The sequence below is a fragment of the Paractinoplanes abujensis genome, assembly GCF_014204895.1.
Taxonomy (GTDB): Bacteria; Actinomycetota; Actinomycetes; order Mycobacteriales; family Micromonosporaceae; genus Actinoplanes; species Actinoplanes abujensis.
The window spans coordinates 2,279,739-2,304,588 of the sequence record NZ_JACHMF010000001.1 but is presented as its reverse complement, the minus strand read 5'-3'; the positions used below and the strand labels follow the sequence as shown (position 1 = coordinate 2,304,588).

The window sequence follows — 24,850 nt, the reverse complement described above, 5'->3', positions numbered from 1 at the left end:
TTGCTTCCCACTAACCACTCCCGTCAATCCGCGCGGTCAACTGTCTCTGGCACTAGGTTGTGACGCAGGGGGTGCGCATGAGTACAGATTTACCGGGCTGGGTGCCGGTCGAACATCGGTGGCTCGGCCTGGATCGGCGCCGGCTCAAGCCCGCGATCTTCGTGCTGGCCGTCGCGTTGCTGCTGATCTACGGCTGGCCCGCCGTCAACGCCGTGGTCCCCTGGGACAACCCGATCAAGGCCGGTGACGTGCTCGACCTGGGTGGCGGCGCGACCGCCGTGCCCCCGGTGGGCTGGCAGCTCGAGGACGGCACGCTGGTCAGCGACGACACCGGCGTGAGCCCGTCGCGCGAGACGGTCAAGCTGGCCAAGGCGGGTGCGGTCATCAACATGACAGGGGCGGCGTTCGACGGCACGGCCGCCCAGTTCCTCGACCAGGTGCTCACGTCGCAGGACGCGAACGCCGACATCTCGGGCGCACCCGGCACCTTCACCACCACCTCCGGCCTGGCCGGTGTGGTCCGTACGGCCAGCGGACCGGCGGGCGACGAACTGCTCGCGGCGTTCAAGATGTCCGAGACGTCACCGGCCACCGCTCCCGCGCTGCTGGTCGAGGTCAGTACCGCCCCCAATTCCTTCCAGGAGTACTCGGGCGAGATCGAGGCCCTGCTGCGCAGCGTCACCCCCGGGAGCACCGCATGACCCTGACCGGCTCGCCCGCCAAGGACGCCCAGCTCAGCGCCATCGACCAGTCGGGCTGGGGCGCGCCGTACCGGCTCTTCCAGCCGCACAACGCCGCGTTCTGGGTGTGGCTGATCGGCGTCGGCATCGGCTCCGTCGGCATCGTGAAGTTCTTCGGCGCCGGCTTCGGGACGTACCGGCTCGCCGTGACCAGCGGCATCGTGTTCTTCGGCATCTACCTGATCCCGTGGCTGATCTTCCTGCGCCACCAGAACCGCTACACCGCGCAGCCCGGCGCGTTGCTGGCGACCGGTTTCGCCTGGGGGTTCTGTGCGGCGGCGTTCTGGATCGCGCTGCCCGCCAACACCGCGATGCTGGAGATCTGGACCAAGCTGCTCGGGCCGGCCGGGGCCAGCACCTGGGGCGCCGGGCTGACCGCGCCGATCAACGAGGAGTGGGGCAAGGGCCTGGGCCTGATCCTGCTCATCGGGCTGGCCCCGCGGCTGGTCCGCAGCGGCTACGACGGCTTCATCATCGGGGCGTTCATCGGCCTCGGCTTCCAGGTGTCCGAGGACATCCTGTACGCCTACAACAACGCCACCGCGACGTTCGGCGTGGGGCAGGTGGAGTCGTCGCTCTACATCCTCGCGCTGCGCGGGTTCGTCGGCATCACCTCGCACGCCCTGTTCAGCGCCGTCTTCTGCGCCGGCGTCATGTGGATCCTGGGCCGCGCGCCGGGCGAACGGCACGTGGGTCGCGGGCTGGCGGCGTGCCTGGCCGCGATGGTCCTGCACTTCGCGTGGGACGACGCCGGCGGGCTGTTCGCCTGGAACGACTTCCTGCTCCTGGCCGCGCCCTACCTGCTGCTGATGCCGCTGGCGATCGTGGTGCTGCTGGTCGTGCGGAGGCTGGCCTCGCGCACCGAGCGGATGTGGATGCGTGAACTGCTCGCCCCCGAGGTGGAGGCCGGGGTTGTGGACAACGAGCTGCTGGCCGCGGTGAGCGGTCTGCACAAGGACCGCCGGCACTTCCGCAAGCTTGTCCGCAACCGCCGCCGGGCCGACCTGCTGATCGAGAGCGCCGGGGATCTGGCCCAGGAGATCGCGGCGGCCGGCGGCGCGGAGACCCCGCGGGTCGCCCACGCCCGGCGGGAGCTGCTGCGCCTGCGCGGAGCCGCGGCATGAGCCTCACGTACGCCGAGGTGGGCGCGACGCGCGACGAGCCGATGCCCGCCGGCTACGGCCACGTCGAGCGGGACGAACTGATCGGGCACGGGCGGGCGGCGTTCGACCGGGCTGTGGACAGCTTGCTCGACTGGCGTATGCACAGGGCGGCCGGGTTCCGGATCGTCCGCGGCGGGCAACGGGCCGCCGAGGGCGCGGATATCGTGCTGCGCTTCTTCGGCATGACGGTGCCGTGCCGGGTCGTCTACGTCGTGGACGAGCCGGACCGGCGGGGCTTCGGCTACGGCACCCTGCCCGGTCATCCCGAGCGCGGTGAGGAGGCGTTCCTCGTCGTCCTGACCGCCGGCGACGAGGTCCGCTTCCGGATCCGGGCCTTCAGCCGGCCGGCCACGGCGCTGGCCCGGCTCGGTGGGCCGATCACCCGGCTGGGCCAGCGCTACGCGACCGATCGTTACGTCAAGGCGTTGCGCCGGCTGACCCGGTCTCAGTGATCGAGCACCCGCGCCAGCCGGGTCAGCGCATCGCGGCGGCCGGGCTCGGCCGGGATCAGCACGACGCTGGTGGCGCCGGCGGCGTGCCGGGCCGCGATCTGAGCCCGTACGTCGTCGGCCGTTCCCGCCAGGGAAAGCTCGCGGACCCACTCGTCGGGCATCGTGGCCGCGAAATCCTCCGGGCCCGACGCGGCCCGCCGATGCCGGGCGAGGTCGTCCGCGAACGGCATGGACACCAGGTGCGGCGCCCAGTCCGGCTCCCCGATCCAGGCCAGGCCGGGGCGCACCAGGTCCCGGGCGGCCCGGCCGTCGTCGCCGACCACCGCCGCGTCGTACGTGATGACTTCGAGGCCCGTCCCCATCCTCCGCACCGAGGAGGCGACGTACGGCGGCGCGGCCGGCTCGGCCAGCAGCACACCGTCGGACACCCGCCCGGCCAACGCGATCGACCTGGGGCCGCGCACCCCCAGCACGACCGGTGGCACGACCTGCGGCGCCTCGCCGATCACGACACCCTCGACGGCGACGTACCGTCCGGCCGCCGGCCCGGGTTCCCCGCGCAGCAGCGTGCGCACCGCGACCGTGTACTCCTCGAGCAGCGTCAGCGGGCTCGCCGGCCACGCGCCGACCTGCCGCATCCAGTCCGGCATGCCGTGCCCGATGCCCGCGATCAGCCGGCCCGGGAACAGCTGGGCCAGGGTCGCCAGCTCCATCGCCGCGAACGCCGCGTTCCGGGCGCCCGCGGGCAGGATCCCGATCCCCACCGTGATCCGCGACGTGCGGGCCAGCACCGCGCCGGCCTGGGCCACCCCGCCCCGGAACCCGAGGTCCTCGACCACCCACAGCTCGTCGAAGCCGAGCTCGTCGGCCCGCTGGGCATAACTCAGGACCTCGTCCACCGGCAGATCCCGCGGCAGCATGACCCCGACACGCGACATGACCCGACCCCTTTCCCCGTACGCGACCCTCGGTTGATCTTACGAACCGCCGGTGAAGCCGGTCTTGTCCGCGTCGGTGATCTCGCGCAGCACCCGGGCCGGACTGCCCGCGGCGATGACGCCCGCCGGCACCGACCGGGTCACCACGCTGCCCGACCCCACGATCGACCCCGTGCCGATGGTCACGCCCTGGTTGATCGTCACATCACCACCGATCCAGACCCGGTCCCCGATCACGACCGGTTTCGCGTAGCAGCCCCCGGCGGCCCGCTCGAACGGATCGATCGCGTGGTTGCTCGTGTAGATCCCGACGCGGGGTCCGAACAGCACGTCATCACCGATCGTGATGCCGCCGCCGTCCAGCATCACGCAGTCGAAGTTCGCGTAGAACCGGTCGCCCACGCGGATGTTGAAACCGAACTCGCACCGGAACGTCGGCTCGAAGTGACACCCCTCGCCCACTTCGCGCAGCAGCCGCCGCAGGATCGCCTCCCGCACGTCCTGCTCCTGCCCGAAGCTGGCGTTGTACTCGCTCGTCAGGAACACCGTCCGCTGCCGCGCCGCCAGCAGTTCGGGAGTCAGGTCGTCGTACATCGATCCCGTCGCCATGTGCCGGCGCTGCTCCTCCAGGGTCACCCGGTCCTCCTCGCGCACCATGCTCCTGTGGACGACCCACCGAAGATCAACCCAGTATCGCCGCGTTCTATGATCGGGCGGTGTCGATCACCGACGGGGAACTGGCGACAGCGGCCGCGGCCGCCGGGGCGACGGTCGTGCGGGAACGGTACGGCACCGAGCTGGCCCGGTTCGGCAAGGCGCCCGGAGACTTCGCCACCGAGGCGGACCTCGCGGCGGAAGAGGCCGTCCTCGAGGTGCTGCGGACCGCCCGGCCGGAGGACTCCCTCGTGGGGGAGGAGAGCGGACGCAGCGGCGGCGCCGGCGGCGGACGCGAATGGCTGGTCGACCCGCTGTGCGGGACCCTCAACTACGCCGCGACGACGATGCTCGTCTCGGTCAACGTGGCGCTGCGCGACGGCGACCGATGCCTGGCCGCCGCCTCGGCCGACCCGTTCACCGGCGAAATCTTCTGGACCGACGGTGCGCGGGCCCTCGTACGGAAGACCGGGGTCGAGGACGACGAGCTGCGGCCGGACGGCTCCAGCGGCCTCGTCGATCTGAACCCCGACGCGCCGTTCCCGAACGCGCCGAGGTTCCGGGCGGCGCGGCTGCTGATGGACGACCGGTTCGTCGAGCGCTTCCGGCCGCGGGTGGTGTCGAGCACGCTCGCCGTGGCGTGGGTGGCGGCCGGGCGGCGCGCGGCGTACGTCACCGACGGGAATCTGCGTGACAGCGTGCATTTCGCCGCCGGGATCGCCCTGTGCCAGGCCGCGGGCTGCGTGGTGACCGCCCTGGACGGTGGGCCCCTGCACACCGGGCGGCAGGGTCTGCTCGCCGCCGCTGACCCCGCCACGCACGCGGCGCTGCTCGGCATGGTGGCGACACAGCTCCACGGGTGAGGACGACTCCTCAGCTGCGGGGCAGGGTCAGCCGCATCGCCGGGTCGGCAGTGCGGGCGAAACCCTGGGACGTGTAGAGGGGTTCCGCGTCCGGGGTGGCTCTCAGGTCGACTGTGTACGCGCCTTCGGCGGTGAACCAGGCTAGCAGCGCCGCGGTGCAGGCGCGGGCGTAGCCGTGACGGCGATGGGCCGGGTCGGTGGCCACGTTGAACATGTAACCGACCAGGCCGTGGGGATTGCCCGGGCCGCCCAGCCGTTCCTCGACGATGCCGACCGCGGAGGCGGCCAACCGGCCGGTGGTGTCAGGTGACTGGTCCACGACGAAGCCGGCCATCGTCGGTGACGGCGCGGTCAGCCTGCGGACCAGGATCAGCCGTGACGCCTCGCGCCACCCGTCCTGGTCGGAGTCGTCGGGGAGGCCGAACAGCACTCCCCGCAGCCGCACCAGCTCCGGCGCGTCCTCCGCGGTGGCCCGCCGCACGTTGGTCATGCGGTGACCCTATGACTGCCGCCGCGGCGACGGCAGTCATATCCGGGCCGGTGACCGGTCAGGGGACGAGGCCGAGGCCGCGGCGGCCCGTCGTGTTCAGGTCGGCCTCGGTGAAGCGGTTCCGCCAGTCGCGCTCGTAGTGTTCGGCGGGGAAGTCGGACGGGCTCGAGCCGGTGCGGAAAGCCTCGCGGACCGAGGACGCGTACGCCTCGTTGCGCGGGCACCACGGGGCGGCGGGGATGTACATGACGTTGCCCCAGCCCTTCTGGTCCTGCACGGGCGCGACGCTGTGGATCATGTCGCAGTGCCACCAGACGGAGTCGCCCGCCTGCACGTCGGGGATGCCGGCCAGCGCCTCCATCAGCAGGCCGTGCCACTTGTCGGTGGCCGGGAAGACCTGGTTGACGGTCACGCCGCACATGTCGTCGTCGGGGACGTCGTTGAGCAGGGGTCGCAACATCAGGTACGCCATCGCGCCCGGGATCGGCACGGTGTGCAGGACTCCCTGGTCGTGGGCCATGTCGGAGAGCGCCGTCCAGCCCTGGAAGGTGCGGAAGGCCGAGCACATCGTGGACCCCGGATACTGCGGGCCGGACGTGCGGTAGGCGGCGTCCCACGGGTCGTACTGCTCCACCGACCCGTCGAACAGGTGCCGGAAGGCCTGCTGGTAGGCCTGCGTCATCCACAGGTCGAGCGTGCCCGGGTCGAGGTGCGTGCCCAGACCGGCCGAGTCGGCGCCCTCGGGCCGGCGGCGGATGCGATCGGGGTAGAGCGAGTCACGTTCCGGGTCGAACCACTGGGTGCCGTCGTCCGAGGTGTGTTTCCACTGGCTGTTGAGGAACGCCTGGACCCGCGCCATCCGGTCGCTCTGCCGGGCCTCCATCTGCGCGTGCGACCAGTAGATCGGGTAGATCTCGGGCTTGGAGCCGACACTGCCGAAGAAGTCGTCGCCGGGGCCACGGTAGTTCTCGAAGAACGCGTTCTCCTCGACGTACTGAACGATCCCGGTGTCCCAGCCGAGGGCCTGCTCACGCGGGAAGTGGCCGCGCACCACCGAACAGCCGCGCTTGCGCAGCCGGGCGACGTCGGCGGTGCTGACCGTGCCGGCCTCGATGTCGGCGTAGGAGATGACCGGCCACACCGTCTCGCCCCGGGCCTTGGCCGCGGCGATCTCGGCGACCTCGGCCGCGACGTCCCGCTCGACCACGGCGAAAACCTCTTCCACCGTACGGCCGGAGGCGGCGATCTGCGCTCGCAGCGCGGCCTTGATCTCACGGATCGCGCCGGTCAGGTCGGTGGGCGTCTCCTCCCAGTGGGGGAGCGGCATGGCGGCCTCCTTCTAGTCATGTCCCTTAACTAGAAACGACGGTAAGGCCCCGCGACCCTTCTAGGCAAGAGCCCTGACTAGAATGGCATCGTGGATCCGGCCCGCCCCTCGCAGGACATCCTGCGATCGCTCACCGACGAGCACGTGCTGCGCGCCTTGATGCGTCATCGACTGCTGACACGTGCCGAGTTGTCCACAGAGACGGGCATCTCCAAACCCACAGCCGGCGAGAGCGTGCGCCGCTTGACCGAGGCCGGCCTGGTGGTGGACACCGGCCGCCGCACCCCGGGCGGCCGCGGCAAGGGCCGGGTCGGCACCTACTACTCGCTGGCCCCCGGCGCCGGGACGGCGCTGGCCGTGAGCATCGCCCCCGAAGGTGTCGTGGCCGAGCAGATCGACGCGTACGGGGATCTGCTGGCCCGTGCCGAGGCGCGGATCGGCCGTCCCGCCCGCCCCGACGACGTCGCCCGGGCCCTGGCCGCCGCGGTGGACGACGCGTGCGCCCGCGCCCGCGACCGTGCCGGCCGCGCCGCCGCCGACGCCGACGCCGCGAGCTCAGGTGGCCCCAGCGCGGACGGTGGCGCCGGGCCGGGGCGGCCGCGGCTGGCTGTGGTGAGTGCGGCGGATCCGGTGGACCGGCACAGCGGGCGGCTGCTGCAGTTGCCGGACGCGCCGTTCCTGCTGGGGGAGATCGATCCGGTGGCGGTGCTGGCGGATCGTGTTGACGGGCCCGTTCATGTTGATAACGACGTCAACTGGGCCGCGCAGGCCGAACGCACGGCCAACCCGCGGGACGACTTCGCCTACGTGTATCTCGACGAGGGGCTGGGCTGCGCGATCGTCAGCGACGGCGAGGTGCGGCGCGGGCATCGAGGCCTCGCCGGGGAGGTGGCACACCTGATCACGGTGGGCCCGGGCGGGGTGGCGATGCCGTTGATCGAGGTGTTCGGGGAGCTCGGGCTGCGGCGCTCCGGCGGCTCGACGGCCATCGACGTCGGATTGCTGCTCGACAAGCGCCCGCCGGAGGTCGTGTCCGCGGTCGGTGGACTGCTCGCGGCGCTGGCCACCCTGATCGATCCGGAAGTGATCGTCGTCGGCGGGCGCTGGGGCATCGCGCTGATCGACGCCGTCGCGCGGGAGACGACGCGGCTGCCCCGGCACGTCGAGGTCCGGGCGGCCGCTGTGGACAACGAGCCGTCGCTCTGCGGTGCGCGGGCCGATGCCCTCCACCGGCTGCGCGAACGCGTTCTGGGCCGCTGAGCGGGACGCCCGGAAGCGCCCGGTGCGGGTTCAGGCGGCGATCAGCTCGGGGATGCGGCCGAAGAGTTGCGTCGTGTAGTTGACCATCTCGTGGAGCATCCAGTTGCCCGAGAAGAGCAGGGCGGCGCAGACGGCGGCGGCCTTCGGGACGAAGGACAACGTGGCTTCCTGGATCTGGGTCACCGACTGGAACAGCGAGATGGCGAAACCGACTGCCAGCGCCGTGAGCAGGACCGGGGCGCACATCTTGGCCGCGATCGTCATGGCGCCCAGACCCAGTTCGATAATCATCGTGTCGGTCATATCCCCCTCTTCGGGCGAGACGCGACGCGACGGAGTGCAGGACGGTTGCAGTTCGGTGAGACCGCGCGGAAAGCCTCAGGTTCTACACGACAGTGAACTTCTCGGGCAGGCCCGCCCGGCCGGTGAGCGCCCGCAGCACCGCCGAGCCGTCACCCAGGGCCACGGCGATCCTCGCGGCCAGCACCGTCGACTCGGCCACGGCGGCCGGGTCGAACTCGACCGGAACACCGGCCGCGGCCGCCACATCGGTCCCGTGCACCACCAGCTCGAACGTCCGGGTGGGAAGCCAGTCCCGCACCCGCATGCCGCCGACGGGTGTGGCCACCACGTCGTCGTCGCCGACCGCCGCCAGGGCCTGCGTCGCCCGGCCGGCCAGGGACCCGGCGGCGTCGATCGAGGCGGCCGATTCCCGGGCGTCCACGTCGCAAGCAGCGAGCGCGGCGGCGTAAACGTCAGCGGGAACGTCCCGTACGAAAGCGAAATAGCCCTCCGCGGCGGCGACGTTGACCGGCGTCGCAGGAGTGCCCAGTACCGACGGGACCTGGATCAGCGCCGAGCTCAGCGTGTGCCCGATCAAGGCCCGCAGCGTCCAGTCGCCGAGGCCGGGGCCGTCGAGACGGCCGGCGGGCACCCGGCCCACGAGGTCGACGAAGGTGACGGCGGCGGAGCGGTACGTCCGGCGGTAGTCCACCCCGACACCCTAGCCACGCTCAGGACTCCCCGTCGGCGCGGTGCCGCCCGCCCGTGTAGTCGTGATGCGCCGTCTCCGCCGAGGGTGTCCCGTGCCGCGCCCGGTAGGCCCGTTCGTCGTCGTCGGCCGAGGCCGCCGTCGGTTCCGCGTGCGAAGCCGGCGCGGCGTGCTGACCGGCGGGCCGGGCGTGCGCTCCCGGCGCGGCGGGTCCGGGTGCGGCATGCGCCGGTGGCGGCTCGGCCACCGCGGGCCGCAGCTGCGGCAACCCGGACGGCCGCGGCGGCCGCGGCGTGGCCCCGGCCGGCGCCTGCCCGGCCGGGGCCTCCTTGGGCAGCCCGGACGGCATGGCCGGTGAGGCCACCCCGGTCGACTTGCCGCCATCGGGGGTGGCCGCCTCCGGCTTGCGCTTCGCCGCGGGCGCCGACGGGTCGAGCGGCGCCGGCGGCGACGGATAGGGTTGCCGCTCCGTGGTGACTGCCGCTTCCTGCCCTGCGTACGGCTTGGCGCTGTGCTCTTCCTCGAGCCGCCTGAGCCGGGCCCGGGCGCGCCGCCGTGCGGTCAGCGCGACCACCAGCCCGGCCGCCGGCGTGAGGTGGACCAGCCACGTCATGAACGGCTCGTCGGGCGCGGCCACCATCAGGTAGCCCGCGTACCCGAGGAAGGCCAGGCCCAGCAGCACGTCGAGCACGCGCAGCACCAGGCCTTGGCCCAGCCCGAACACGGCGAGGATCAGGAACAGCAGACCCGCGACGGCCAGTGACCCGGCGTACCCGAGAAACTCGGCTTCCGACATCAGGTCATTCTCGTCGCTTTTGCGGGGTTATCGGTGCCATTTCTGGTTGAGCCACCCGTTGCAGTCCCAAACCTGCACCTTCGTCCCGTTCCGGGTGCCGCCGGCGATGTCCTCGTCGAGGCAGCGGCCGTCGTGCCGGTTGGTGATCGTGCCGTCGGCGTGGACGTCCCACTTCTGGTTCAGCCAGCCGTTGCACGCCCACAGCTGCACCTTCGTGCCGTTGCGAACACCGCCCGCGATGTCCTCGTCGAGGCAGCGCCCGTCCCACAGGCTGCGGATCGTGCCGTCGCTGTAGTGCCGCCAGCGCTGGTTGCGGTTGCCGTCGATGCACTGCCACGCCTGCACTTTGGTGCCGTCGTGGGTAGCGGTCGAGATGTCGGCGTCGAGGCAGCGGCCGTCGTGGCTGCTGATGAACTGCAAGGCCGGTGCCGCCTGAGCCGGGGCGGCCGGTCCGGCGAGCGCCGCCACCAGGGCGAAGACGGAGAATACCGCGCGCATGAGAGCCTTCTTCCACGAAGATGCGGGCGGGGGGTCGACTCACACTAGGCGGGTTTGCGCAGGCCCGGGGCGGGAACGGAAAACGGCATGAGTCTTCACCGGTTCGTGCAGGCCCAGGAAGGCGTCCACGCCGCCGCGAAGGCCGAGCTGACGGCGGGGCGCAAGCGCACGCACTGGATGTGGTTCGTCTTCCCGCAGCTCACCGGCCTCGGTTCCAGCCCCACAGCCCAGGCGTACGCGATCAAGGACCTCGCCGAGGCCAAGGCGTACCTGGATCACCCGGTGCTGGGCCCGCGACTCCGTGAGCTGGCCGGCATCCTGACGAGGACGGACAAGAGCGCGGCCGACGTCTTCGGTCATCCCGATGACCTCAAGCTGCGCTCGTCGATGACCCTGTTCGCCGCGGCAGCCGGCGACCCGGCACCGTTCCAGCAGGTCATCGACCACTTCTTCGACGGCCCCGACCAGCGCACCCTCGAGCTGTTGAAAGCCTGACTAGGCTCGTCCGGGTGCCCCTCCTGACGACCCACGAAGAAGCCGTCGCCGCCGCCGCGGACCTCGCCGCCGCCCTCGCCCCCGGCGCCGCCGAGCGCGACCGCAACGGCGCCGACGTCATCCCGACCGAGGCCCTCGGCCTGCTCGACCGCTCCGGGCTGCTCGCCATCACGGTGCCCGAGGAGGACGGCGGTCCCGGCCTCGGCCCGTCCACACTGGCCGAGGTCACCCGCCTGATCGCCGCCGCCGACCCCGCCGTCGCGCAGGTCCCGCAGGCCCATTACCTGCTGGTCGACATCCTGGCCGTGCACGCCGGCCACGACCTCCGCAAGCGCCTGTTCGCCGACGTGCTGGCCGGGCGCCGCATCGGCAACGCCCTCGCCGAGCGCGGCGGCAAACACGCCCAGGACCTCAGGACCCGCCTCGCCGGCGGCCGGCTCGACGGCGTCAAGTACTACACCACCGGCGCCTTGACCAGCGCGTGGATCGCCGTCAGCGCGCTCGGCGAGGACGGCCGGCTCGTGCTCGCCTTCGTCGCGCGCGACGCCGCCGGGGTCACCGTCGACACCGACTGGGACGTCATCGGCCAGCGGGCCACCATCAGCGGCACCGCGACCTTCACCGACGTGCCCGTCGCGTACTCGTTCGACTACACCAGCGCGTACGAGGTGCCCCAGCAGCTCGGCGCCCGCGCCCAGCTCGTGCACGCCGCGATCGAGGTCGGCATCGCCGGCGGGGCCCTGGCCGACGCCCGCGCCTACCTGCGCGACAAGGCACGGCCGTCCACCGAGGCCGTACGGGCCGGTGCCGGCAAGGCGGTCGAGGACCCGCACGTCATGTACCGCTACGGCCGCCTCGCCACCCGCGTCCGCGCCGCCGAGGCCCTGCTCAAAGAGGCCGCCCGCACCCTCGACGGGATCGGCCGCGTGCCCGCCGACGCCGCCACCGCCGCCGAAGGGTCGCTCGCCGTGGCCGCCGCGAAGGCGTTCGGCAGCGAGGTCGCCGTCGAAGCCGGCTCGGAACTCTTCGCGCTCTGCGGCACCAGCTCGGCCGCCGCCAAATACGACCTGGACCGGCACTGGCGCAACGCCCGCACCCACAGCGTGCACGACCCGGTCGACTGGAAATACCATCACCTGGCCGCGTGGGAACTCAGCGACGTCCAGCCGCCCAACCACGGTCAGCTGTAGCCGCGACCTCCTCCGCGGGCAGCGACCGCGACCGGAAGGTCGTGGTCCCGTGGTCGAGCAGTTCCCGGGCGGCGTCACGCAGCGCCCCGTACGCCGCCCGGGCCAACGCGCCGCCGGTCGACACCCGCCGCACACCCAGCCTCGCCAGCTCGGCCACCGGCGGCGCCCCCACCACAGCCAGCACATTCACGGGCGCGTCGACCTCGGCCACCACCCGCGCGATGTCCGCTGGCTCACGCAGCCCCGGCGCGTACACCACGTCGGCACCCGCCTCCCGGTACGCCCGCAACCGCCGGATCGTGTCGTCCAGATCGTCGCGCCCGTAGAGCAGATTCTCCGCCCGCGCCGTCAACACCACCCCGGACCGCGCGCAAGCCTCCTTGGCCGTGGCCACCCGCCCCGCGCCCGCTTCGACCGTCTCGATCGTGTCCGCGGCCGGGTCGTAGTCCTCGATGGAGATCCCCGCCGCGCCCGCCGCCGCAAGCAGCTCGACGGTCTCGGCCACATCGTCGAAACAACGCTCGGCATCGACATTGACCGGAACGGTGATCGCACTCGTCAACGCCTCCACATGCGCGACCAGCTCGTCCCGCGTCACCTGTTGATCGGCTTTGCCCAGCGACGCCGCCAGCCCGGACGACGTAGTGGCCAGTGCGACGAAACCGAGGCCCTCAAGGATCCGAGCCGACCCGACGTCCCACGGATTCGGCATGACGAATGTCCCGGCCTCGTGCAGGGAACGGAACCGATCGCTCATGCTGCGATCCTAGGGGTGTCGCTCCCGCCTCCCGGGCCGCAGATCAGGCGAGGGAGGGATCTCCGGGGCCTCGGCCGGCGGATTTTTCCCGCTCCGCCAAACCTCTGACGACGGCTGGCTCGGCGGCGGGCTGACCCGGGCCGGCATTCCACCTCAGGGCCGGCCGCTTGGCAAAAGCGTAACCGGTAGGTTACGTTTCCGGCCGTGGACGAGGTGGCGGCGGCGATCGCGGATCCGGTGCGGCGCGCGATCCTGGAGGCGCTGCGCGAGGGGCCGCTGCCCGCGCGGCGCATCGCGGAGCGGTTCCCGATCAGCCGGCCCGCCGTGAGCCGCCATCTGCGAGTGCTGCGCGAGTCCGGTCTCGTGCACGACACGCGGGCCGGTCGCGAGCGGGTGTACCGCCTGGACCGGCAGCCGCTCACCGCGGTCGGCGACTGGATCGCCGGCTTCGCGCCGGCCGCCGCGTTCCTGAGTCAGCGGCTCGACGCGCTCGAGACCGAGGTGCACCGCACACGCCGCGACCGCCGCACCGAAGAAGCCGAAGTGCGTCGCCTTCGCCGGGGGCGGCGGGAGGACGTGAACAACCGACAGGAGGGCACGGCATGACCAATCCGCCGAGTGGACGGCTCGAGCAGACGAACCGGGGGCCCGATCTGGTGCTGAGCCGGGTGTTCAGGGCGGGCATCGAGGACGTGTGGGCCGGCGTGACCGAGCCGGAGCGCAGCGCGCGGTGGTTCGGGCGGTGGACGGGGGAGGACCCGGGGCCGGGGCGCACGATCAAGGTGCAGATGGCGTACGAGGAAGGTGCGCCGTGGATGGAGATGCGGATCGACGCCTGTGAACCGCCGCGTCGGCTGGCCGTGGTGAGCCTGGGTGAGGGCGACGACGCGGGCTGGCACCTGGAGGTGGTGCTGACCGAGGCGGGCGGCCGTACCGAGTTGCGGCTCGTCCATCACCTGGCGACCACCGAGGGGATCGGTGAGGTCGGGCCCGGCTGGGAGTACTACCTGGACATGCTGGTCGCGGCGCGGGAGGGTGCGGGGCAGCCGGTGTTCGACGACTACTACCCGTCGATGAAGGCCTACTACGAGGGGCTGCGTCCCTGAGACGTCACGGGCTGGACGCATGCGTTACGGTGCAGCGTCGAGCGTCGCCATGGTCCGGTGACGGTGGCGGGCTCTGGGGAGGGCGGGCTGACCATGGTCGATCTGGAGGCGGGCGAGGCGCGGGGTCACCGCATCGACGCCGTCGCGGCGGCCGCCATCGTGCTCACGGTCGACGCCGTGCTGCTGCTCGTGGTGGCCGTGATCGGTGTGCCGTTCCTGATGTTCGTGTTCGGTGACGAGGACGGAACGTGGCAGCGCCTCTGGCCGTTCGCCGCGGGCTGGGTGCTCGCCGTGCTGCTGGCCGCCGCCTGCGCCGCCGCGGTGATCCGGCTGTCCGGTTTCGGCAGCTATTCGATCCGCCGGGCGGGCACATTGGCCGCGCTGAGCACGGCGGTCGCCGCGGCCGTGCTGGCTGTCGTGTCGATCCGCACCTCGCCCAGCCTCGTCGTGATCGGCCTGCCGTTCGCCGTGGCCAACCTGGGCGCGGCGCTGGTGCTGGCCGGCCCGGAACGGGCCCTGGCCATGACCGACCGGTTCACCATCTTCCAGGCCGCCGAGGCGCCCGAGCCGGTGGCCGGGGAAGTCGCCGTCTACGAGGAGGAGGACGAGTCGGCCTACGCCCAGCGGCCGGAGCCCGACCCGACCCGCCAGCGCGACACGATCGACCTGCTCGCCTACAGCGACGCCCGCGGCGACGCCCGCACCCGGCCCGGCGCGCGCACCCGGCCCCGGCGCTCCCGGGGCCCCGCCGCGCTGCGCACCCTGTCCGGTGTCACGCTCCCGCCCCGGGCCCGCCGCCCGCGGACGGCTCGGTGAAGCCGTCCCCGGGCCCGGCTCCCGCGGACGGCTCGACAGGCCGTACCCACCGCGCCGCGCCGGCCGGTCAGACGCTGCGGGCCACGTCCTCGAGCCGGTTGCGGTAGTCCACCCACCACTGGGCGTCGGCCTCGGGCATGTTGCTGTTCTTGTCGCTCAGCCCGGCCGCCCCGTCGATCAGTTCGCGCACCACGTCGGCGTGTCCGGCGTGCCGCTGCACCTCGGCCGTGACGTGCACCAGCACCCGGTGCAGGGGAACCTCCCGGCTCTCGGCCGGCCACCACGGCACCGCGCCCTTCCCGTCCAGCGGCACCGCCGCGAACGTCTCGGCCGCGTGCGCCTGCACCCGCCGGTAGAGCGCCACGATGTCCTCGCGGGTCTCGGACGCCGTCGCCCACATGTCGGCGTTGGGCTCGGCGTCGTCGTCGTCGATCCACGGCATCGGCTCGGGGTAGGGCCGCCCGAACGTGGCGCCGAAGTACCCCGCCTCGATGCTCGCGCAGTGTTTGATCAGGCCGAGCAGGTTGGTGCCGGTGGGCACGAGGGGCCGCCGTACGTCGTATTCGGACAGCCCGTCGAGTTTCCAGATCAGCGCGTCCCGCGCGTACTGCAGGTAGTTCACCAGGTCGGCCTTGACCGCTGCCTCGTCAATCATGCGCGCCAGCATGCCACGCGCGGTCAGACCCGGCGGTACGCCCCGAACACCACCTCGTGGTCGACCTGGAAGCCGAGCCGCTCGTAGAGCCGCACGGCGGCCGCGTTTTCCGCCGCCACGTGCAGGAACGGCAGGTCGCCGCGTTCGAGGATGCCGGCCGCGACCGCCATCGTCAGGCGCGCGGCCAGGCCTTGCCCGCGGAAGGCGGGGTCGGTGCAGACGGCGCTGACCTCGGTCCACCCCGGCAGCCGGAACCGCTCGCCCGCCATCGCGACCAATCGGCCCTCGTGCCGCAGGCCCACGTACCGGCCGAGTTCGACGGTGCGTTTGCCGAACGGGCCGGGCTGGGCCCGCTCGACCAGGTCGAGCATCTCGGGCACGTCGGTCTCGCTCAGCTCGACGGTCTCGGGGTCGTGCACGCCGGTCATGGTGTGACCGGCCATCTGCACGCCCGCCGTCACCGACACGGCCTCCCAGCCGGCCGGTGCGTGGATCGCCGGGGCCGACATCAGCGCACGGTCGGTCAGCTCGGCGAGGTCAGCCCACGCCTTGCGGTCACGGACATCGGCGACGGCGCACCAGGGACCGACGTCGGACTGAAAACGGGCGGCGTCACCGGACGCCTCGGCGAAGCAGGCCTGGGGCCCGGAGAGGGCGGCCCACACGGGATTCTCCAGCACCCCTCCGACCCTGCCGCCTGAGGCCCATGACCGCCAGTGAATAACCCGAAATTCAGGCTGCGGAGAGATCGGAGAGTTCGGGGCCGGTGTGCCGGCGGGCCACGATCTCGTGCGCCCACACGGGCTTGGAGAACAGATAACCCTGCCCGTACGGGCAACCCATCGCGGCCAGTTCGGCCCGCTGTCCTTCGTCCTCGATACCCTCGGCCACCACGGCCAGGTCGAGGTTGCGGGCCAGCGTGACGATGGCGTCGACCAGCGCCCGCTGCTGCTCGCTGCCGAGGATGTCGTCGATGAACGACTTGTCGACCTTGAGCACGTCGACGGGCATCTGCCGCAGGTAGCTCAGCGACGAGTAGCCGGTGCCGAAGTCGTCGATCGCGATCCGCACACCCAGTGCCCGCAGTTCCTCCAGGTCGCTCCAGACCTGGTCGGCGTCGCGCAGCAGCAGGCTCTCGGTGATCTCCAGCAGCAGCCATTCCGGGCGCGCGCCGCTGTCGGCCAGCGCCTCGCGCACCAGGTCGACGAAGCCGGGTGTGCGGAACTGGCGGGCCGAGACGTTGACGCTGACGTAGCGCAGCGTGCTCTCGGCGTCGGCGGCGCGCAGGCCGGCGAACTCGGTCAGCGCCGCGCGCAGCACCCACCGGCCGATCTCGACGATCGCGCCGCTCTCCTCGGCGACCTCGATGAAGTGGTAGGGGCCGAGCAGGCCGCGGGTGGGGTGCTGCCAGCGCACCAGCGCCTCCACCCCGACGGTGTCGGCGGTGCCGATGTCGACGATGGGCTGATACATGACGGCGAACTGCTCGTTGTCGATCGCCTCGTGCAACGCGGCCCGGGTCTCCAGGCGCTGCACCATAGCGGTGTGCAGGTCGCTCTGGTAGCGCTGCCAGGTGCCCTTGGCTTCGCCCTTGGCCTGGTAGAGGGCCAGGTCGGCGTGGCGCAGCAGCTCGGTGGCGGAGCCGGCGTCGCGGTTGGTGGCCACACCGACGCTGGCCGCGCCGCTGACGATGTGGCTGCCGCCGATGCCGTCGGACACCTCCACCGGTACGGCCAGGGCCTGCACGATGCGTCCGGCGAGTTCCTCGGCCCGGCCGGCGTCGGGACTCTGCTCGATCAGGATGGCGAACTCGTCGCCGCCCATCCGCGCGGCTGTGTCGGCCACCCCGATCACCTGCGAGATCCGCTCACCCACGCTGACCAGCAGCTGGTCGCCGACGGCGTGCCCGAGGGTGTCGTTGACGTCCTTGAAGTCGTCGAGGTCGACGAAGAGCACGGCGATGATCTCGTCGTCGCGTTCGGCCACGGTGTACGCCTGTTCCAGGCGGTTGCGGAACAGCACGCGGTTGGCCAGCCCGGTCAGGCCGTCGTGGAAGGCCAGATGGGACAGGTCCTCCTCGAGGCGGCGGCGCTCGGTCACGTCGCGCATGGTCAGGACCAGGCCCCGGACGGTGGGGTCGTCGCGCAGGTCGCGGCCGGTGCATTCGATCTGCAGCAGCCGGCCGTCGCCGCACAGCACGGCCAGGTCGGTCGCGTCGGCCTGGTCGCGCCCGGTACGCACAGCGGCCAGCGCCTCGCTCAGCGCGGTGTGGTGGCTGACCGCGATCAGGGCGGACAGCGGCGTTCCGGTCAGGTCGGGGTGGCCGAGCACGGTGTCGGCCGACGGGGACGCGTACGAGATGGTGTCGTCGGCGTCGACGATCAGGATGACGTCCGACGCGTTCTGGATCAGCGTGCGGAAGTAGGCCTCGCTGTTGCGCCGGTTGACCTCGCCGGTCAGGCCGATGCGCTGCAGCACGACTTCGAGCTGGCCCAGCAGGGCCTCGAGCGTCGGCTTCATCTCGCGCAGCACCGCGACCGGGCCGCCGAGCTGCCCGGCGGCGACGCGGCCCTCGCCGGGCAGCGGCATCGTGGCGTACAGGAAGTGCTCGAAGTCTCCGGAGCGCGCGCCCTCGGGCAGCTCGCCCGCCGTGAGCAGGCGCAGGCCGGGCTGGTGGGGCAGGCCGGCGGTGGCGGTGATGCTGAGGCGGAAGGGCTGGCCGGGCGGCATCAGCTTGGTCACGGCGTCGCGGACTGCCTGCGCGGCCTCGGCCTCGGTGGTGGCCGCGAACACGGCCGCGCCCGCCTGGTGCAGCGCCCGCTCGCGGGCCCGGGCGTGGCGCTGGGCCACCGCCAGCCCGTTGACCCGGCCCAGCACGAGCAGGAACATCAGCGCCGCGGCGCCCGCGATGACCGGCGCGTCCACGACGCCGCCGCGAGCCGACTCGATCTCCTTGCCGTTGATCCATTCGACGTAGAGCACGGCCGGGGCGATCAGGGCGGCCGTGGCCATCAGGGCCAGCCGGCCGGTGCGCAGGTCGGTCCCGGCGGCCTGGGGCAGCTTCTCGGTGAGCAGCGTCATCGAGGGCATGAGGGCGGTCCAGGCCATCACGGCGTAGAAGATGATCCAGCCCAGGTCGACCGGGCCGCCCAGCGACCAGGCGCTGTTGAGCTGGCTCTGCCCGTAGAAGATGTCGCTGACGAGCAGGCCGGCCATCGCGACGACGAGGGCGATCAGCGCCCGCGGTTTGCGGCCGGGGCTGGTCAGCATGCGTAGCGTCAGGGCCAGGGTGAGCACGTCGCCGAACGGGTAGCCGATCGAGACGAGCTTCTCCAGGAAGCTGAGCTCGTGCGAGCGGGTGAACGGCGCGATCCAGTACACCCACGAGAGCAGGCCCAGGCCGACGGTGGGGACGAGCGCGTCGAGCAGGGCGGCGCGGTTGCTGGCGCCGCCGCGAGCCCGCACGAACAGCAGGAAGGCGGCCGTCAGGAACACGTAGACGGCCAGGTAGAGCAGGTCGGTGGGGCCGGGGAAGGCCGGTTCGCGGCCCAGGAAGAGGATGAAGTTGTAGAGCGAGTCGCCGGTCGTGAAGAACACCAGCGCGACCGCGATCAGATACCACGGCAGCCGGCGTGACGGGCGATGGAGCCGCACGCCGACCAGCACCATCGCGGCGCTGGAGTAGCCGAGCAGCGCCCACGTGAACAGGTGCGCGTCGGGGAAGGCGTAGTAGAACGCGGAAATCACCACGATCCACGCGCCGAACGCGGCGCGAACAGCTCGCGTCGTCATCGGCCCCCCTCCGGTCGTGGCTCGGGCTGTCCCGTTTTTTCATCGGGCGGCCGGGTCCCGGCCTGAGTGAATGGTCGGATCTACCGCCAGATCGGTGTGGGGATCGTCACGGTACGGTCGGTATCAGCCGATTCCTCGACGGCGAGCGCGATCCGGTGATCGTGCGCGCCGTCGGCCAGAGGATAGGGCGGCGGGCCGTCCCCGCGCACCCAGTCGGCCATGCGCCGCAACAACGTGGCGATCGCGATCTCCTCGTCGTTGAACCGGCGGCCCGGGAACGGGTTGCGGAACAGCACCCGGTCGCCCAGCGTGATCGTGTCGGTGTCGAAGTCGTCCAGGTCGAGGTCGTAACCGGTCTGCCGGCGCACGAGGGGCGAGCGCACGATCGTGCGGGGCTCGGTGAGCCGCACGACCTCGTCGTCACGCAGCTCGCCGTGCGTGCCGCGGACCACGATCCGGCGGAACCGCAGCTGGTTGTGCCACTGATTGTCGGTGAAGTCGTAGAGCCCGGAAAGCCCGTCGCCGAAGTCGATGGTGGCGATCGTCGTGGTGGCCGGTCTGGGCTCGGGGTCGTCGGTCCAGCCGTCGCGGGTCAGCGGGTCGACCAGCGGGGCCGTGCTGCGGGAGGCCCGCACGGTCACCGGGCCGCGTCCGGCGCCCAGGAAGCCGCGCATCATCGAGACCGCGTGATACATGTGCGTCGACGACACCTGCACCTGCGTCGGCGTGCCGATCACCTGAGCCCGTACGGCGGCCAGGCGCGCGGCGTGCGCCGGCACCAGCAGGTACTGCTCGGCCACCTGGACCAGCCCGGTGTCGCCGGTGCGCTGCCAGAGCTCGGTCAGCCCGTCGGCGCCGGGCGCGGGCGGCGTCTCGGCCAGCACCGGCAGCCCGCGGTCAACCGCTTCGACGATCACCGACGGGTTGGCCGCCCAGGGCACCGCGGTGACCACGAAGTCGGGCCGGATGTCGTCGAGCGAGGAGAACGTGGGCACCGGCAGATCGCGCGGCGTGCGCACGACCGCGCCCACGCACTCGACGTCGGGCAGAGCCGCCGCCAGCCGCCAGAACATCTCGGCCCGCCACCCGGACCCCACCACCGCGAACGACGTCATGCGGCACACATTAGATCGCGGGTTAGCCGCCGATCGAGCGGGGAATCGGTCGGACCGTGACACCCGAACAGTCCACGCGCTGGAAAGCGCTCACCGTTGCCCTGGTCGCGGGCTTCATGACCCTGCTCGATGTGAGCATCGTCAACGTCGCCCTGCCGTCGATCCGTGACGAGCTCCAGTTGAGCTCGGCCGAGCTGCAATGGGTGCTGTCCGGGTACGCGCTGACGTTCGGGCTGCTGCTCGTGCCGGCCGGCCGGTTCGGCGACGCCCGCGGCCGGCGCAACGCCTTCGTCGTCGGGCTGATCCTGTTCACGCTGGCCAGCGCGGCCGCCGGCCTGGCCCAGTCGGCCCTGTGGCTGGTCGTGGCCCGGCTCGTGCAGGGCGCCGCCGCGGGCATCGTCAACCCGCAGGTCTCCGGGCTCATCCAGCAGATGTTCGAGCCCAAGGAGCGGGGCAAACCGTTCGGGCTGCTCGGCGCCACCATCGGTGTCTCCACAGCGGTCGGCCCGCTGCTCGGTGGCCTGCTCATCGCGCTGCTCGGCCCGAGCGAGGGCTGGCGCTGGATCTTCTACCTCAACGTGCCGATCGGCATCGTGGCCGTGATCCTCGGGATGCGCTGGATCCCCCTGGCGCAGGGCGGCAAGCGGCGGGAGAGCCTCGACCCGGTCGGTGTGGCCCTGCTCGGCCTGGGCGTGGTGCTGGTGCTGCTGCCCCTCGTGCAGGAACGCGAGTGGACCGGTGCCTGGAAGTGGCTGCTGGTGGTGGCGGGAGCCGCGGTGCTGGCGGTGTTCTGGTGGTGGGAGCGGCGGTTCCGGGGCACCGCGCTCGTCGAGCTGAGCCTGTTCAAGGTCCGCTCGTACGGTCTGGGTGCCCTCATCGGCCTGCTGTACTTCGCCGGATTCACCACGATCTTCTTCATCTACACGCTCTACCTGCAGAGCGGCCTGGGCTACAGCGCCCTGGAGGCGGGCCTGGCCATCACCCCGTTCGCGGTCGGCTCGGCCGTGGCGTCCGCGGTGGGCGGCCGGTTCGTGCAGCGGTTCGGCCGGCACATGGTCGTCGGCGGCCTGATCGCGGTCATCGTGGGGCTGGCCGCGGCCGACATCGCGCTGCGGCTGGTGCCCGGCTCGGGCGGCGGCTGGGCGGCCGCGCTCCCGCTGCTGGTGGCCGGGCTGGGCAGCGGCTTCGTGATCAGCCCGAACCAGACGCTGACCCTCTCCGAGGTGCCGGTGGAAAGGGCGGGCAGTGCCGGCGCGGTGCTGCAGACCGGTCAGCGCATCGGCACGGCCATGGGGATCGCCGCGGTGGGTTCCTTCTTCTTCAACCGTCTGGCCGCCGGTCAGGGCGACTGGGGCGGCGCGTTCCGCGGCTCGCTGTGGCTCACCGTCAGCTTCGTGACGGTGGCCCTGCTCGCCGCGCTGGCCGACGTACTCTCGGGCCGCCGCCACCGTGCGGAGGGCGGCGCTGACCGCGACGGCGGCGCTGACCGCGACGGCAGCGCGGATCGACGTGATCGGACAGAGCCGGCGTCCGGTGGGCATCGGCCGTAGTCAGGACGACGGGGAAGCCGCCGACAACGCGTGGCGCACGCCGGACGTGACGCGGTCGACGTCGCCGGTGGCCAGGAGGTCGAGCAGAGCGCCGCGCAGCACGGCCAGCACCGCCGTACGCTGGGCCGGGCTCGATCCGGGGTCGGCGCGGGCCAGGACGTCGAGCCAGTCGGCCACGGTCTCGGCCGCGAAACCCGCCCACGGCCCGTCGGTGGCGCCGAGCGAGCGCGCGTAGGCCTCGGCCCACAGGCGCAACAGCGAGGCGTGGCCCGGATCGGCCAGCCACTCCCACACGGCCAGCCCGGCCGCGCCGGCGCCGGCGCCGTGGGGGAGGGTGCCCCGCAAGGCCGACAGCTCGTCCTCCCGGGCCCGGGCCAGCAGGGCGCGGATCAGGCCGTCCTTGCTCTCGAACAGGAACAGCAGCACCCGCGGGCTCGACCCGATCGCCGCCGCCAGCGGCCGGAGGGACATGTCGGAGAGGCCGGACGCGCGGACGTAGGCGTACGCCTTGTCCAGAAGTTCGTCCCGCCGCCCCTGCGCCACGAGGGGATAGTATCCCCGCTGAAACGACTGTTTCAGTGGCGGCGGGAGGCAGTGATGATCAGGGAACTGGGCCGGCCCGGCGATCTGGGCTGGGTGATCCAGGCGCACGGTGAGCTCTACGCGTCGGAGTGGGGCTGGGACGCTTCTTTCGAGACGCTCGTGGCGCGGATCGTCGCCGGCTACGCGGGCGGGCACGACCCCGTACGGGAGAACGCTTGGATCGCCGAACGCCAGGACGGTCGCCGTGCCGGCTCCGTCTTCTGCGTGGACGGCGGCGACGACACGGCCGTGCTGCGGGTGCTGCTGGTGGTCCCGGAGGCGCGCGGGCACGGATTCGGCGCGCGGCTGGTGGACACCTGCCTGGACTTCGCGCGCAGAAGTGGATATCGCCGAACGAGATTGTGGACCACCGATCAGCAAGCCACGGCCGGCCGCCTCTACGTGTCGCGCGGTTTCGAGCTGGTCGAGGAGGAGCCGCACGTCGGTTTCGGCGCGGGCCAGGTCAAGGGCCAGACGTACGTGCTGACGTTCTAGGCCGCGAGCGCGTCCACCAGGCGCTTGGCCGAGTTGGCCAGGTTCCACCGCTCGGCCAGGGCGATCAGCGCGTCCGGATCCCGGGGGGAGCGCGGAACGGCCGGATCGAAATCGGGCAGCTTCACGTCCAGGGCCACCTTGCACACCGGCAGCGCCGCCGCCAGATAGTCGCGTGAGGCGTCGAGTTTGGTGCGCACCCCCGGCGCGAACCCGGCGTCGGGATCGTCCAGCGCGGCCAGGATCTGCTCGACCCCGCCGTAACGCATGACCAGCCGGGCCGCCGTCTTCTCGCCCACGCCGGGCACGCCGGGCAGGCCGTCGCTGGCGTCGCCGCGCATGGCCGCGAAGTCCGCGTACCACTTCGCGGGCACCCCGTACTTGCTTTCGACCAGCGCGTTGTCGGCGTCCTCGAGCTTGGCCACGCCGCGCCCGCAGTAGAGCAGCCTCGTGCCGCGGTCGTCGTCGACCAGCTGGAACAGGTCGCGGTCGCCCGAGACCACCTCGACCGGCGCGGGTTGCGTGGCGGCCAGCGTGCCCAGCACGTCGTCGGCCTCGTAGCCGTCCACTCCGAACGCCGGGATGCCCACCGCCGCGAGCACCTCGAGCAAGACGGGAACCTGCTTCTCCAGGGCGGGCGGCACCACCTCGACGTCGCCGTGCGCGACCCGGTGCTTCTTGTACGACGGCACCAGCTCGACCCGCCAGGCCGGCCGCCAGCTGGCGTCGAGCGCGCAGACCACCCGATCGGGCCTCCGGGTGCGCACCAGCTGAGCGATCATGTCCAGGAAGCCGCGGATCGCGTTGACCGGCTCGCCCGCGCTGGTCCGGGCCGCCTTCTCGGGGATGCCGTGGAAGGCGCGGAAATAGAGGCTGGGAGCGTCGACGGCGAGCAGCGGCTGTGCGGTCACCGTGCCACCTTAACGGCAGCCTGTCGCATCGCGACCCAAACGACCGTTAAGCTAAGCGTCGTGACGGTTGATCGGATGCTCCCCACCGCCGAAGCCCATGACCTGCTCGACCTGACCCGTGAGCTGTGCGCCCGTGAGCTGGCCCCGAAGGCCGCCGGTTTCGAGGCGCGCGGCGAGTTCCCCCGTGAGGTGGTGCGCACGGTCGGACGGTCCGGCCTGCTGGGCCTGCCCTATCCGGAGGCCGACGGCGGGGCCGCCCAGCCGTACGAGGTCTATCTGCAGGTGCTCGAGACCCTCGCGGGCACCTGGCTGGCCATCGCCGAGGCGGTCAGCGTGCACACCCTGGCCTGCTATCCGGTCTTCGCCCACGGCAGCGAGAAGCTGCGCAAGCTGCTGCCCGACATGCTCGGTGGCGAACTGCTGGGGGCGTACTGCCTCTCCGAACCGCAGGGCGGCAGCGACGCCGCGTCGTTGCAGACGAAGGCCGGGTGCGACGGCGACGGCCGCTGGGTCGTCAACGGCACCAAGGCGTGGATCACCCACGGGCGCGACGCCGACTTCTACAACATCTTCGCCCGTACGGGGGGACCGGGCGCCCGTGGCATCTCGTGCCTGCTCGCCGACGCGGGCACCCCCGGGCTCCGGCCGCAGAAGGCCGAGAAGGTGATGGGCCTGCGCTCGTCGGCCCCCGCCCAGATCGTCTTCGATGACTGCAAGCTCGACGCCGACCGGCTGGTGGGCGCCGAGGGCATCGGCTTCACCATCGCCATGGAGGCGCTCGACGCGGGCCGGCTCGGCATCGCCGCCTGCGCCGTCGGGCTGGCCCAGGCCGCCCTGGACTACGCGGTCGGTTACGCCCGCGAGCGCGAGCAGTTCGGCCGGGCCGTCGCCGACTTCCAGGGCGTGGGCTTCCTGCTGGCCGACATGGCGACCCAGATCTCCGCCGCCCGCGCCCTGCTGCTGTCCGCGGCCCGCCTCAAGGACGCCGGCCGCCCGTTCTCGACCGAGGCGGCCCAGGCCAAGCTGTTCGCCACCGACACCGCGATGCGCGTGACCACCGACGCCGTCCAGGTGCTGGGCGGCGCGGGTTACGTCAGCGACCATCCCGTCGAGCGCTGGTTCCGCGAGGCCAAGGTGCTGCAGATCGTCGAGGGCACCAACCAGATCCAGCGTCTGGTGATCAGCCGGTCCCTCGTCAGGGGGGTTTGAGCGGGCCG

General features: G+C 72.2%; 28 protein-coding genes. 13 read left to right on the top strand and 15 right to left on the bottom strand.

Annotated features, from left to right (window positions below; genetic code table 11):
• Positions 1–77: 77 nt before the first annotated feature.
• The 3 genes from BKA14_RS10160 to BKA14_RS10150 are packed head-to-tail and all read left to right on the top strand — an operon-like array spanning position 78 to position 2,355.
• A complete protein-coding gene (locus tag BKA14_RS10160) occupies positions 78–701 on the top strand; it encodes a hypothetical protein (protein ID WP_184950660.1) in 624 nt (207 codons plus the stop codon).
• Complete coding sequence (locus BKA14_RS10155) at positions 698–1,864, top strand: PrsW family intramembrane metalloprotease (RefSeq protein ID WP_184950659.1); 1,167 nt, start codon at positions 698–700, stop codon at positions 1,862–1,864. Before BKA14_RS10160 ends, BKA14_RS10155 begins: the two co-directional genes overlap by 4 nt.
• Positions 1,861–2,355, top strand: a complete 495-nt coding sequence (locus BKA14_RS10150) for a DUF1990 domain-containing protein (RefSeq protein WP_184950658.1) — start codon at positions 1,861–1,863, stop codon at positions 2,353–2,355. Before BKA14_RS10155 ends, BKA14_RS10150 begins: the two co-directional genes overlap by 4 nt.
• Here BKA14_RS10150 and BKA14_RS10145 read toward each other — a convergent pair.
• A complete protein-coding gene (locus tag BKA14_RS10145) occupies positions 2,349–3,293 on the bottom strand; it encodes an LLM class flavin-dependent oxidoreductase (RefSeq protein WP_184950657.1) in 945 nt (314 codons plus the stop codon). The two genes, BKA14_RS10150 and BKA14_RS10145, sit on opposite strands and share 7 nt — an antisense overlap.
• 39 nt (positions 3,294–3,332) lie before the next feature.
• Positions 3,333–3,929, bottom strand: a complete 597-nt coding sequence (locus tag BKA14_RS10140) for a sugar O-acetyltransferase (RefSeq protein ID WP_184950656.1) — start codon at positions 3,927–3,929, stop codon at positions 3,333–3,335.
• Positions 3,930–4,009: 80 nt separating this feature from the next.
• Between BKA14_RS10140 and BKA14_RS10135 the strand changes: the two genes are divergently transcribed.
• Positions 4,010–4,810, top strand: coding sequence for an inositol monophosphatase family protein (locus BKA14_RS10135; RefSeq protein ID WP_184950655.1), 801 nt, complete (start codon positions 4,010–4,012; stop codon positions 4,808–4,810).
• Positions 4,811–4,820: 10 nt separating this feature from the next.
• Here BKA14_RS10135 and BKA14_RS10130 read toward each other — a convergent pair whose 3' ends face one another.
• The gene (locus BKA14_RS10130) at positions 4,821–5,300 is read right to left on the bottom strand and encodes a GNAT family N-acetyltransferase (RefSeq protein WP_184950654.1); all 480 of its coding nucleotides are present in this window, start codon (positions 5,298–5,300) and stop codon (positions 4,821–4,823) included.
• A gap of 58 nt (positions 5,301–5,358) precedes the next feature.
• On the bottom strand, positions 5,359–6,627 hold the full coding sequence (locus BKA14_RS10125; protein ID WP_184950653.1) for a YbiU family protein: 1,269 nt from the start codon (positions 6,625–6,627) through the stop codon (positions 5,359–5,361).
• A gap of 90 nt (positions 6,628–6,717) precedes the next feature.
• Here BKA14_RS10125 and BKA14_RS10120 point away from each other — a divergent pair, with 90 nt between their 5' ends.
• The gene (locus BKA14_RS10120) at positions 6,718–7,887 is read left to right on the top strand and encodes an ROK family transcriptional regulator (RefSeq protein WP_184950652.1); all 1,170 of its coding nucleotides are present in this window, start codon (positions 6,718–6,720) and stop codon (positions 7,885–7,887) included.
• Between the two features lie 30 nt (positions 7,888–7,917).
• Here BKA14_RS10120 and fliQ read toward each other — a convergent pair whose 3' ends face one another.
• The 4 genes from fliQ to BKA14_RS10100 all read right to left on the bottom strand — a co-directional run bounded on the left by fliQ (position 7,918) and on the right by BKA14_RS10100 (position 10,172).
• Positions 7,918–8,190: a flagellar biosynthesis protein FliQ gene (gene fliQ / locus BKA14_RS10115; RefSeq protein WP_184950651.1), complete on the bottom strand. Its 273-nt coding sequence runs from the start codon at positions 8,188–8,190 to the stop codon at positions 7,918–7,920.
• Positions 8,191–8,272: 82 nt separating this feature from the next.
• Positions 8,273–8,881, bottom strand: a complete 609-nt coding sequence (locus BKA14_RS10110) for a maleylpyruvate isomerase N-terminal domain-containing protein (RefSeq protein ID WP_184950650.1) — start codon at positions 8,879–8,881, stop codon at positions 8,273–8,275.
• A 19-nt stretch (positions 8,882–8,900) separates the two neighbouring features.
• Positions 8,901–9,674 (bottom strand): hypothetical protein, encoded by a 774-nt coding sequence (locus tag BKA14_RS10105; protein WP_184950649.1) that lies wholly within the window; start codon positions 9,672–9,674, stop codon positions 8,901–8,903.
• A 27-nt stretch (positions 9,675–9,701) separates the two neighbouring features.
• Positions 9,702–10,172 carry a ricin-type beta-trefoil lectin domain protein gene (locus BKA14_RS10100; protein ID WP_184950648.1) on the bottom strand — a complete coding sequence of 157 codons (471 nt, stop codon included), beginning with the start codon at positions 10,170–10,172 and terminating at the stop codon, positions 9,702–9,704.
• 87 nt (positions 10,173–10,259) lie between these two features.
• Between BKA14_RS10100 and BKA14_RS10095 the strand changes: the two genes are divergently transcribed.
• Together BKA14_RS10095 and BKA14_RS10090 are read left to right on the top strand one after the other, a co-directional pair.
• Complete coding sequence (locus tag BKA14_RS10095) at positions 10,260–10,667, top strand: DUF1810 domain-containing protein (protein WP_184950647.1); 408 nt, start codon at positions 10,260–10,262, stop codon at positions 10,665–10,667.
• 14 nt (positions 10,668–10,681) lie between these two features.
• Positions 10,682–11,857 (top strand): acyl-CoA dehydrogenase family protein, encoded by a 1,176-nt coding sequence (locus BKA14_RS10090; protein WP_184950646.1) that lies wholly within the window; start codon positions 10,682–10,684, stop codon positions 11,855–11,857.
• On the opposite strand, the gene BKA14_RS10085 is transcribed toward BKA14_RS10090, so the two are convergent.
• Entirely contained in the window at positions 11,820–12,614 is a 795-nt protein-coding gene (locus tag BKA14_RS10085; protein WP_184950645.1) for an isocitrate lyase/PEP mutase family protein, read from the bottom strand. The genes BKA14_RS10090 and BKA14_RS10085 overlap by 38 nt on opposite strands.
• Positions 12,615–12,818: 204 nt before the next feature.
• Here BKA14_RS10085 and BKA14_RS10080 point away from each other — a divergent pair, with 204 nt between their 5' ends.
• The 3 genes from BKA14_RS10080 to BKA14_RS10070 all read left to right on the top strand — a co-directional run bounded on the left by BKA14_RS10080 (position 12,819) and on the right by BKA14_RS10070 (position 14,536).
• The gene (locus tag BKA14_RS10080; RefSeq protein WP_184950644.1) at positions 12,819–13,220 is read left to right on the top strand and encodes an ArsR/SmtB family transcription factor; all 402 of its coding nucleotides are present in this window, start codon (positions 12,819–12,821) and stop codon (positions 13,218–13,220) included.
• Entirely contained in the window at positions 13,217–13,720 is a 504-nt protein-coding gene (locus tag BKA14_RS10075; RefSeq protein ID WP_184950643.1) for an SRPBCC family protein, read from the top strand. Before BKA14_RS10080 ends, BKA14_RS10075 begins: the two co-directional genes overlap by 4 nt.
• A gap of 63 nt (positions 13,721–13,783) precedes the next feature.
• Positions 13,784–14,536 (top strand): hypothetical protein, encoded by a 753-nt coding sequence (locus BKA14_RS10070; protein ID WP_184950642.1) that lies wholly within the window; start codon positions 13,784–13,786, stop codon positions 14,534–14,536.
• Between the two features lie 67 nt (positions 14,537–14,603).
• Here the strand turns inward: BKA14_RS10070 and BKA14_RS10065 are convergent, their stop codons facing one another.
• The 4 genes from BKA14_RS10065 to BKA14_RS10050 all read right to left on the bottom strand — a co-directional run bounded on the left by BKA14_RS10065 (position 14,604) and on the right by BKA14_RS10050 (position 20,098).
• Positions 14,604–15,191: a DinB family protein gene (locus BKA14_RS10065; protein WP_184950641.1), complete on the bottom strand. Its 588-nt coding sequence runs from the start codon at positions 15,189–15,191 to the stop codon at positions 14,604–14,606.
• A 23-nt stretch (positions 15,192–15,214) separates the two neighbouring features.
• On the bottom strand, positions 15,215–15,871 hold the full coding sequence (locus tag BKA14_RS10060; protein ID WP_184950640.1) for a GNAT family N-acetyltransferase: 657 nt from the start codon (positions 15,869–15,871) through the stop codon (positions 15,215–15,217).
• Positions 15,872–15,923: 52 nt separating this feature from the next.
• A complete protein-coding gene (locus BKA14_RS10055; protein WP_184950639.1) occupies positions 15,924–18,983 on the bottom strand; it encodes a putative bifunctional diguanylate cyclase/phosphodiesterase in 3,060 nt (1,019 codons plus the stop codon).
• An 80-nt stretch (positions 18,984–19,063) separates the two neighbouring features.
• On the bottom strand, positions 19,064–20,098 hold the full coding sequence (locus tag BKA14_RS10050; RefSeq protein WP_184950638.1) for a Gfo/Idh/MocA family protein: 1,035 nt from the start codon (positions 20,096–20,098) through the stop codon (positions 19,064–19,066).
• 56 nt (positions 20,099–20,154) lie between these two features.
• On the opposite strand from BKA14_RS10050, the gene BKA14_RS10045 reads away from it, so the two are divergent.
• Complete coding sequence (locus BKA14_RS10045; RefSeq protein ID WP_275412365.1) at positions 20,155–21,648, top strand: MFS transporter; 1,494 nt, start codon at positions 20,155–20,157, stop codon at positions 21,646–21,648.
• On the opposite strand, the gene BKA14_RS10040 is transcribed toward BKA14_RS10045, so the two are convergent.
• Positions 21,649–22,191, bottom strand: coding sequence for a TetR/AcrR family transcriptional regulator (locus BKA14_RS10040; RefSeq protein WP_184950637.1), 543 nt, complete (start codon positions 22,189–22,191; stop codon positions 21,649–21,651).
• 54 nt (positions 22,192–22,245) lie between these two features.
• Here BKA14_RS10040 and BKA14_RS10035 point away from each other — a divergent pair, with 54 nt between their 5' ends.
• On the top strand, positions 22,246–22,725 hold the full coding sequence (locus tag BKA14_RS10035) for a GNAT family N-acetyltransferase (protein ID WP_184950636.1): 480 nt from the start codon (positions 22,246–22,248) through the stop codon (positions 22,723–22,725).
• Here the strand turns inward: BKA14_RS10035 and BKA14_RS10030 are convergent.
• Positions 22,722–23,633, bottom strand: a complete 912-nt coding sequence (locus BKA14_RS10030; RefSeq protein WP_239092368.1) for a 5'-3' exonuclease — start codon at positions 23,631–23,633, stop codon at positions 22,722–22,724. The two genes, BKA14_RS10035 and BKA14_RS10030, sit on opposite strands and share 4 nt — an antisense overlap.
• Before the next feature lie 60 nt (positions 23,634–23,693).
• On the opposite strand from BKA14_RS10030, the gene BKA14_RS10025 reads away from it, so the two are divergent.
• On the top strand, positions 23,694–24,842 hold the full coding sequence (locus BKA14_RS10025; RefSeq protein WP_184950635.1) for an acyl-CoA dehydrogenase family protein: 1,149 nt from the start codon (positions 23,694–23,696) through the stop codon (positions 24,840–24,842).
• The last annotated feature ends 8 nt before the right edge of the window (positions 24,843–24,850 follow it).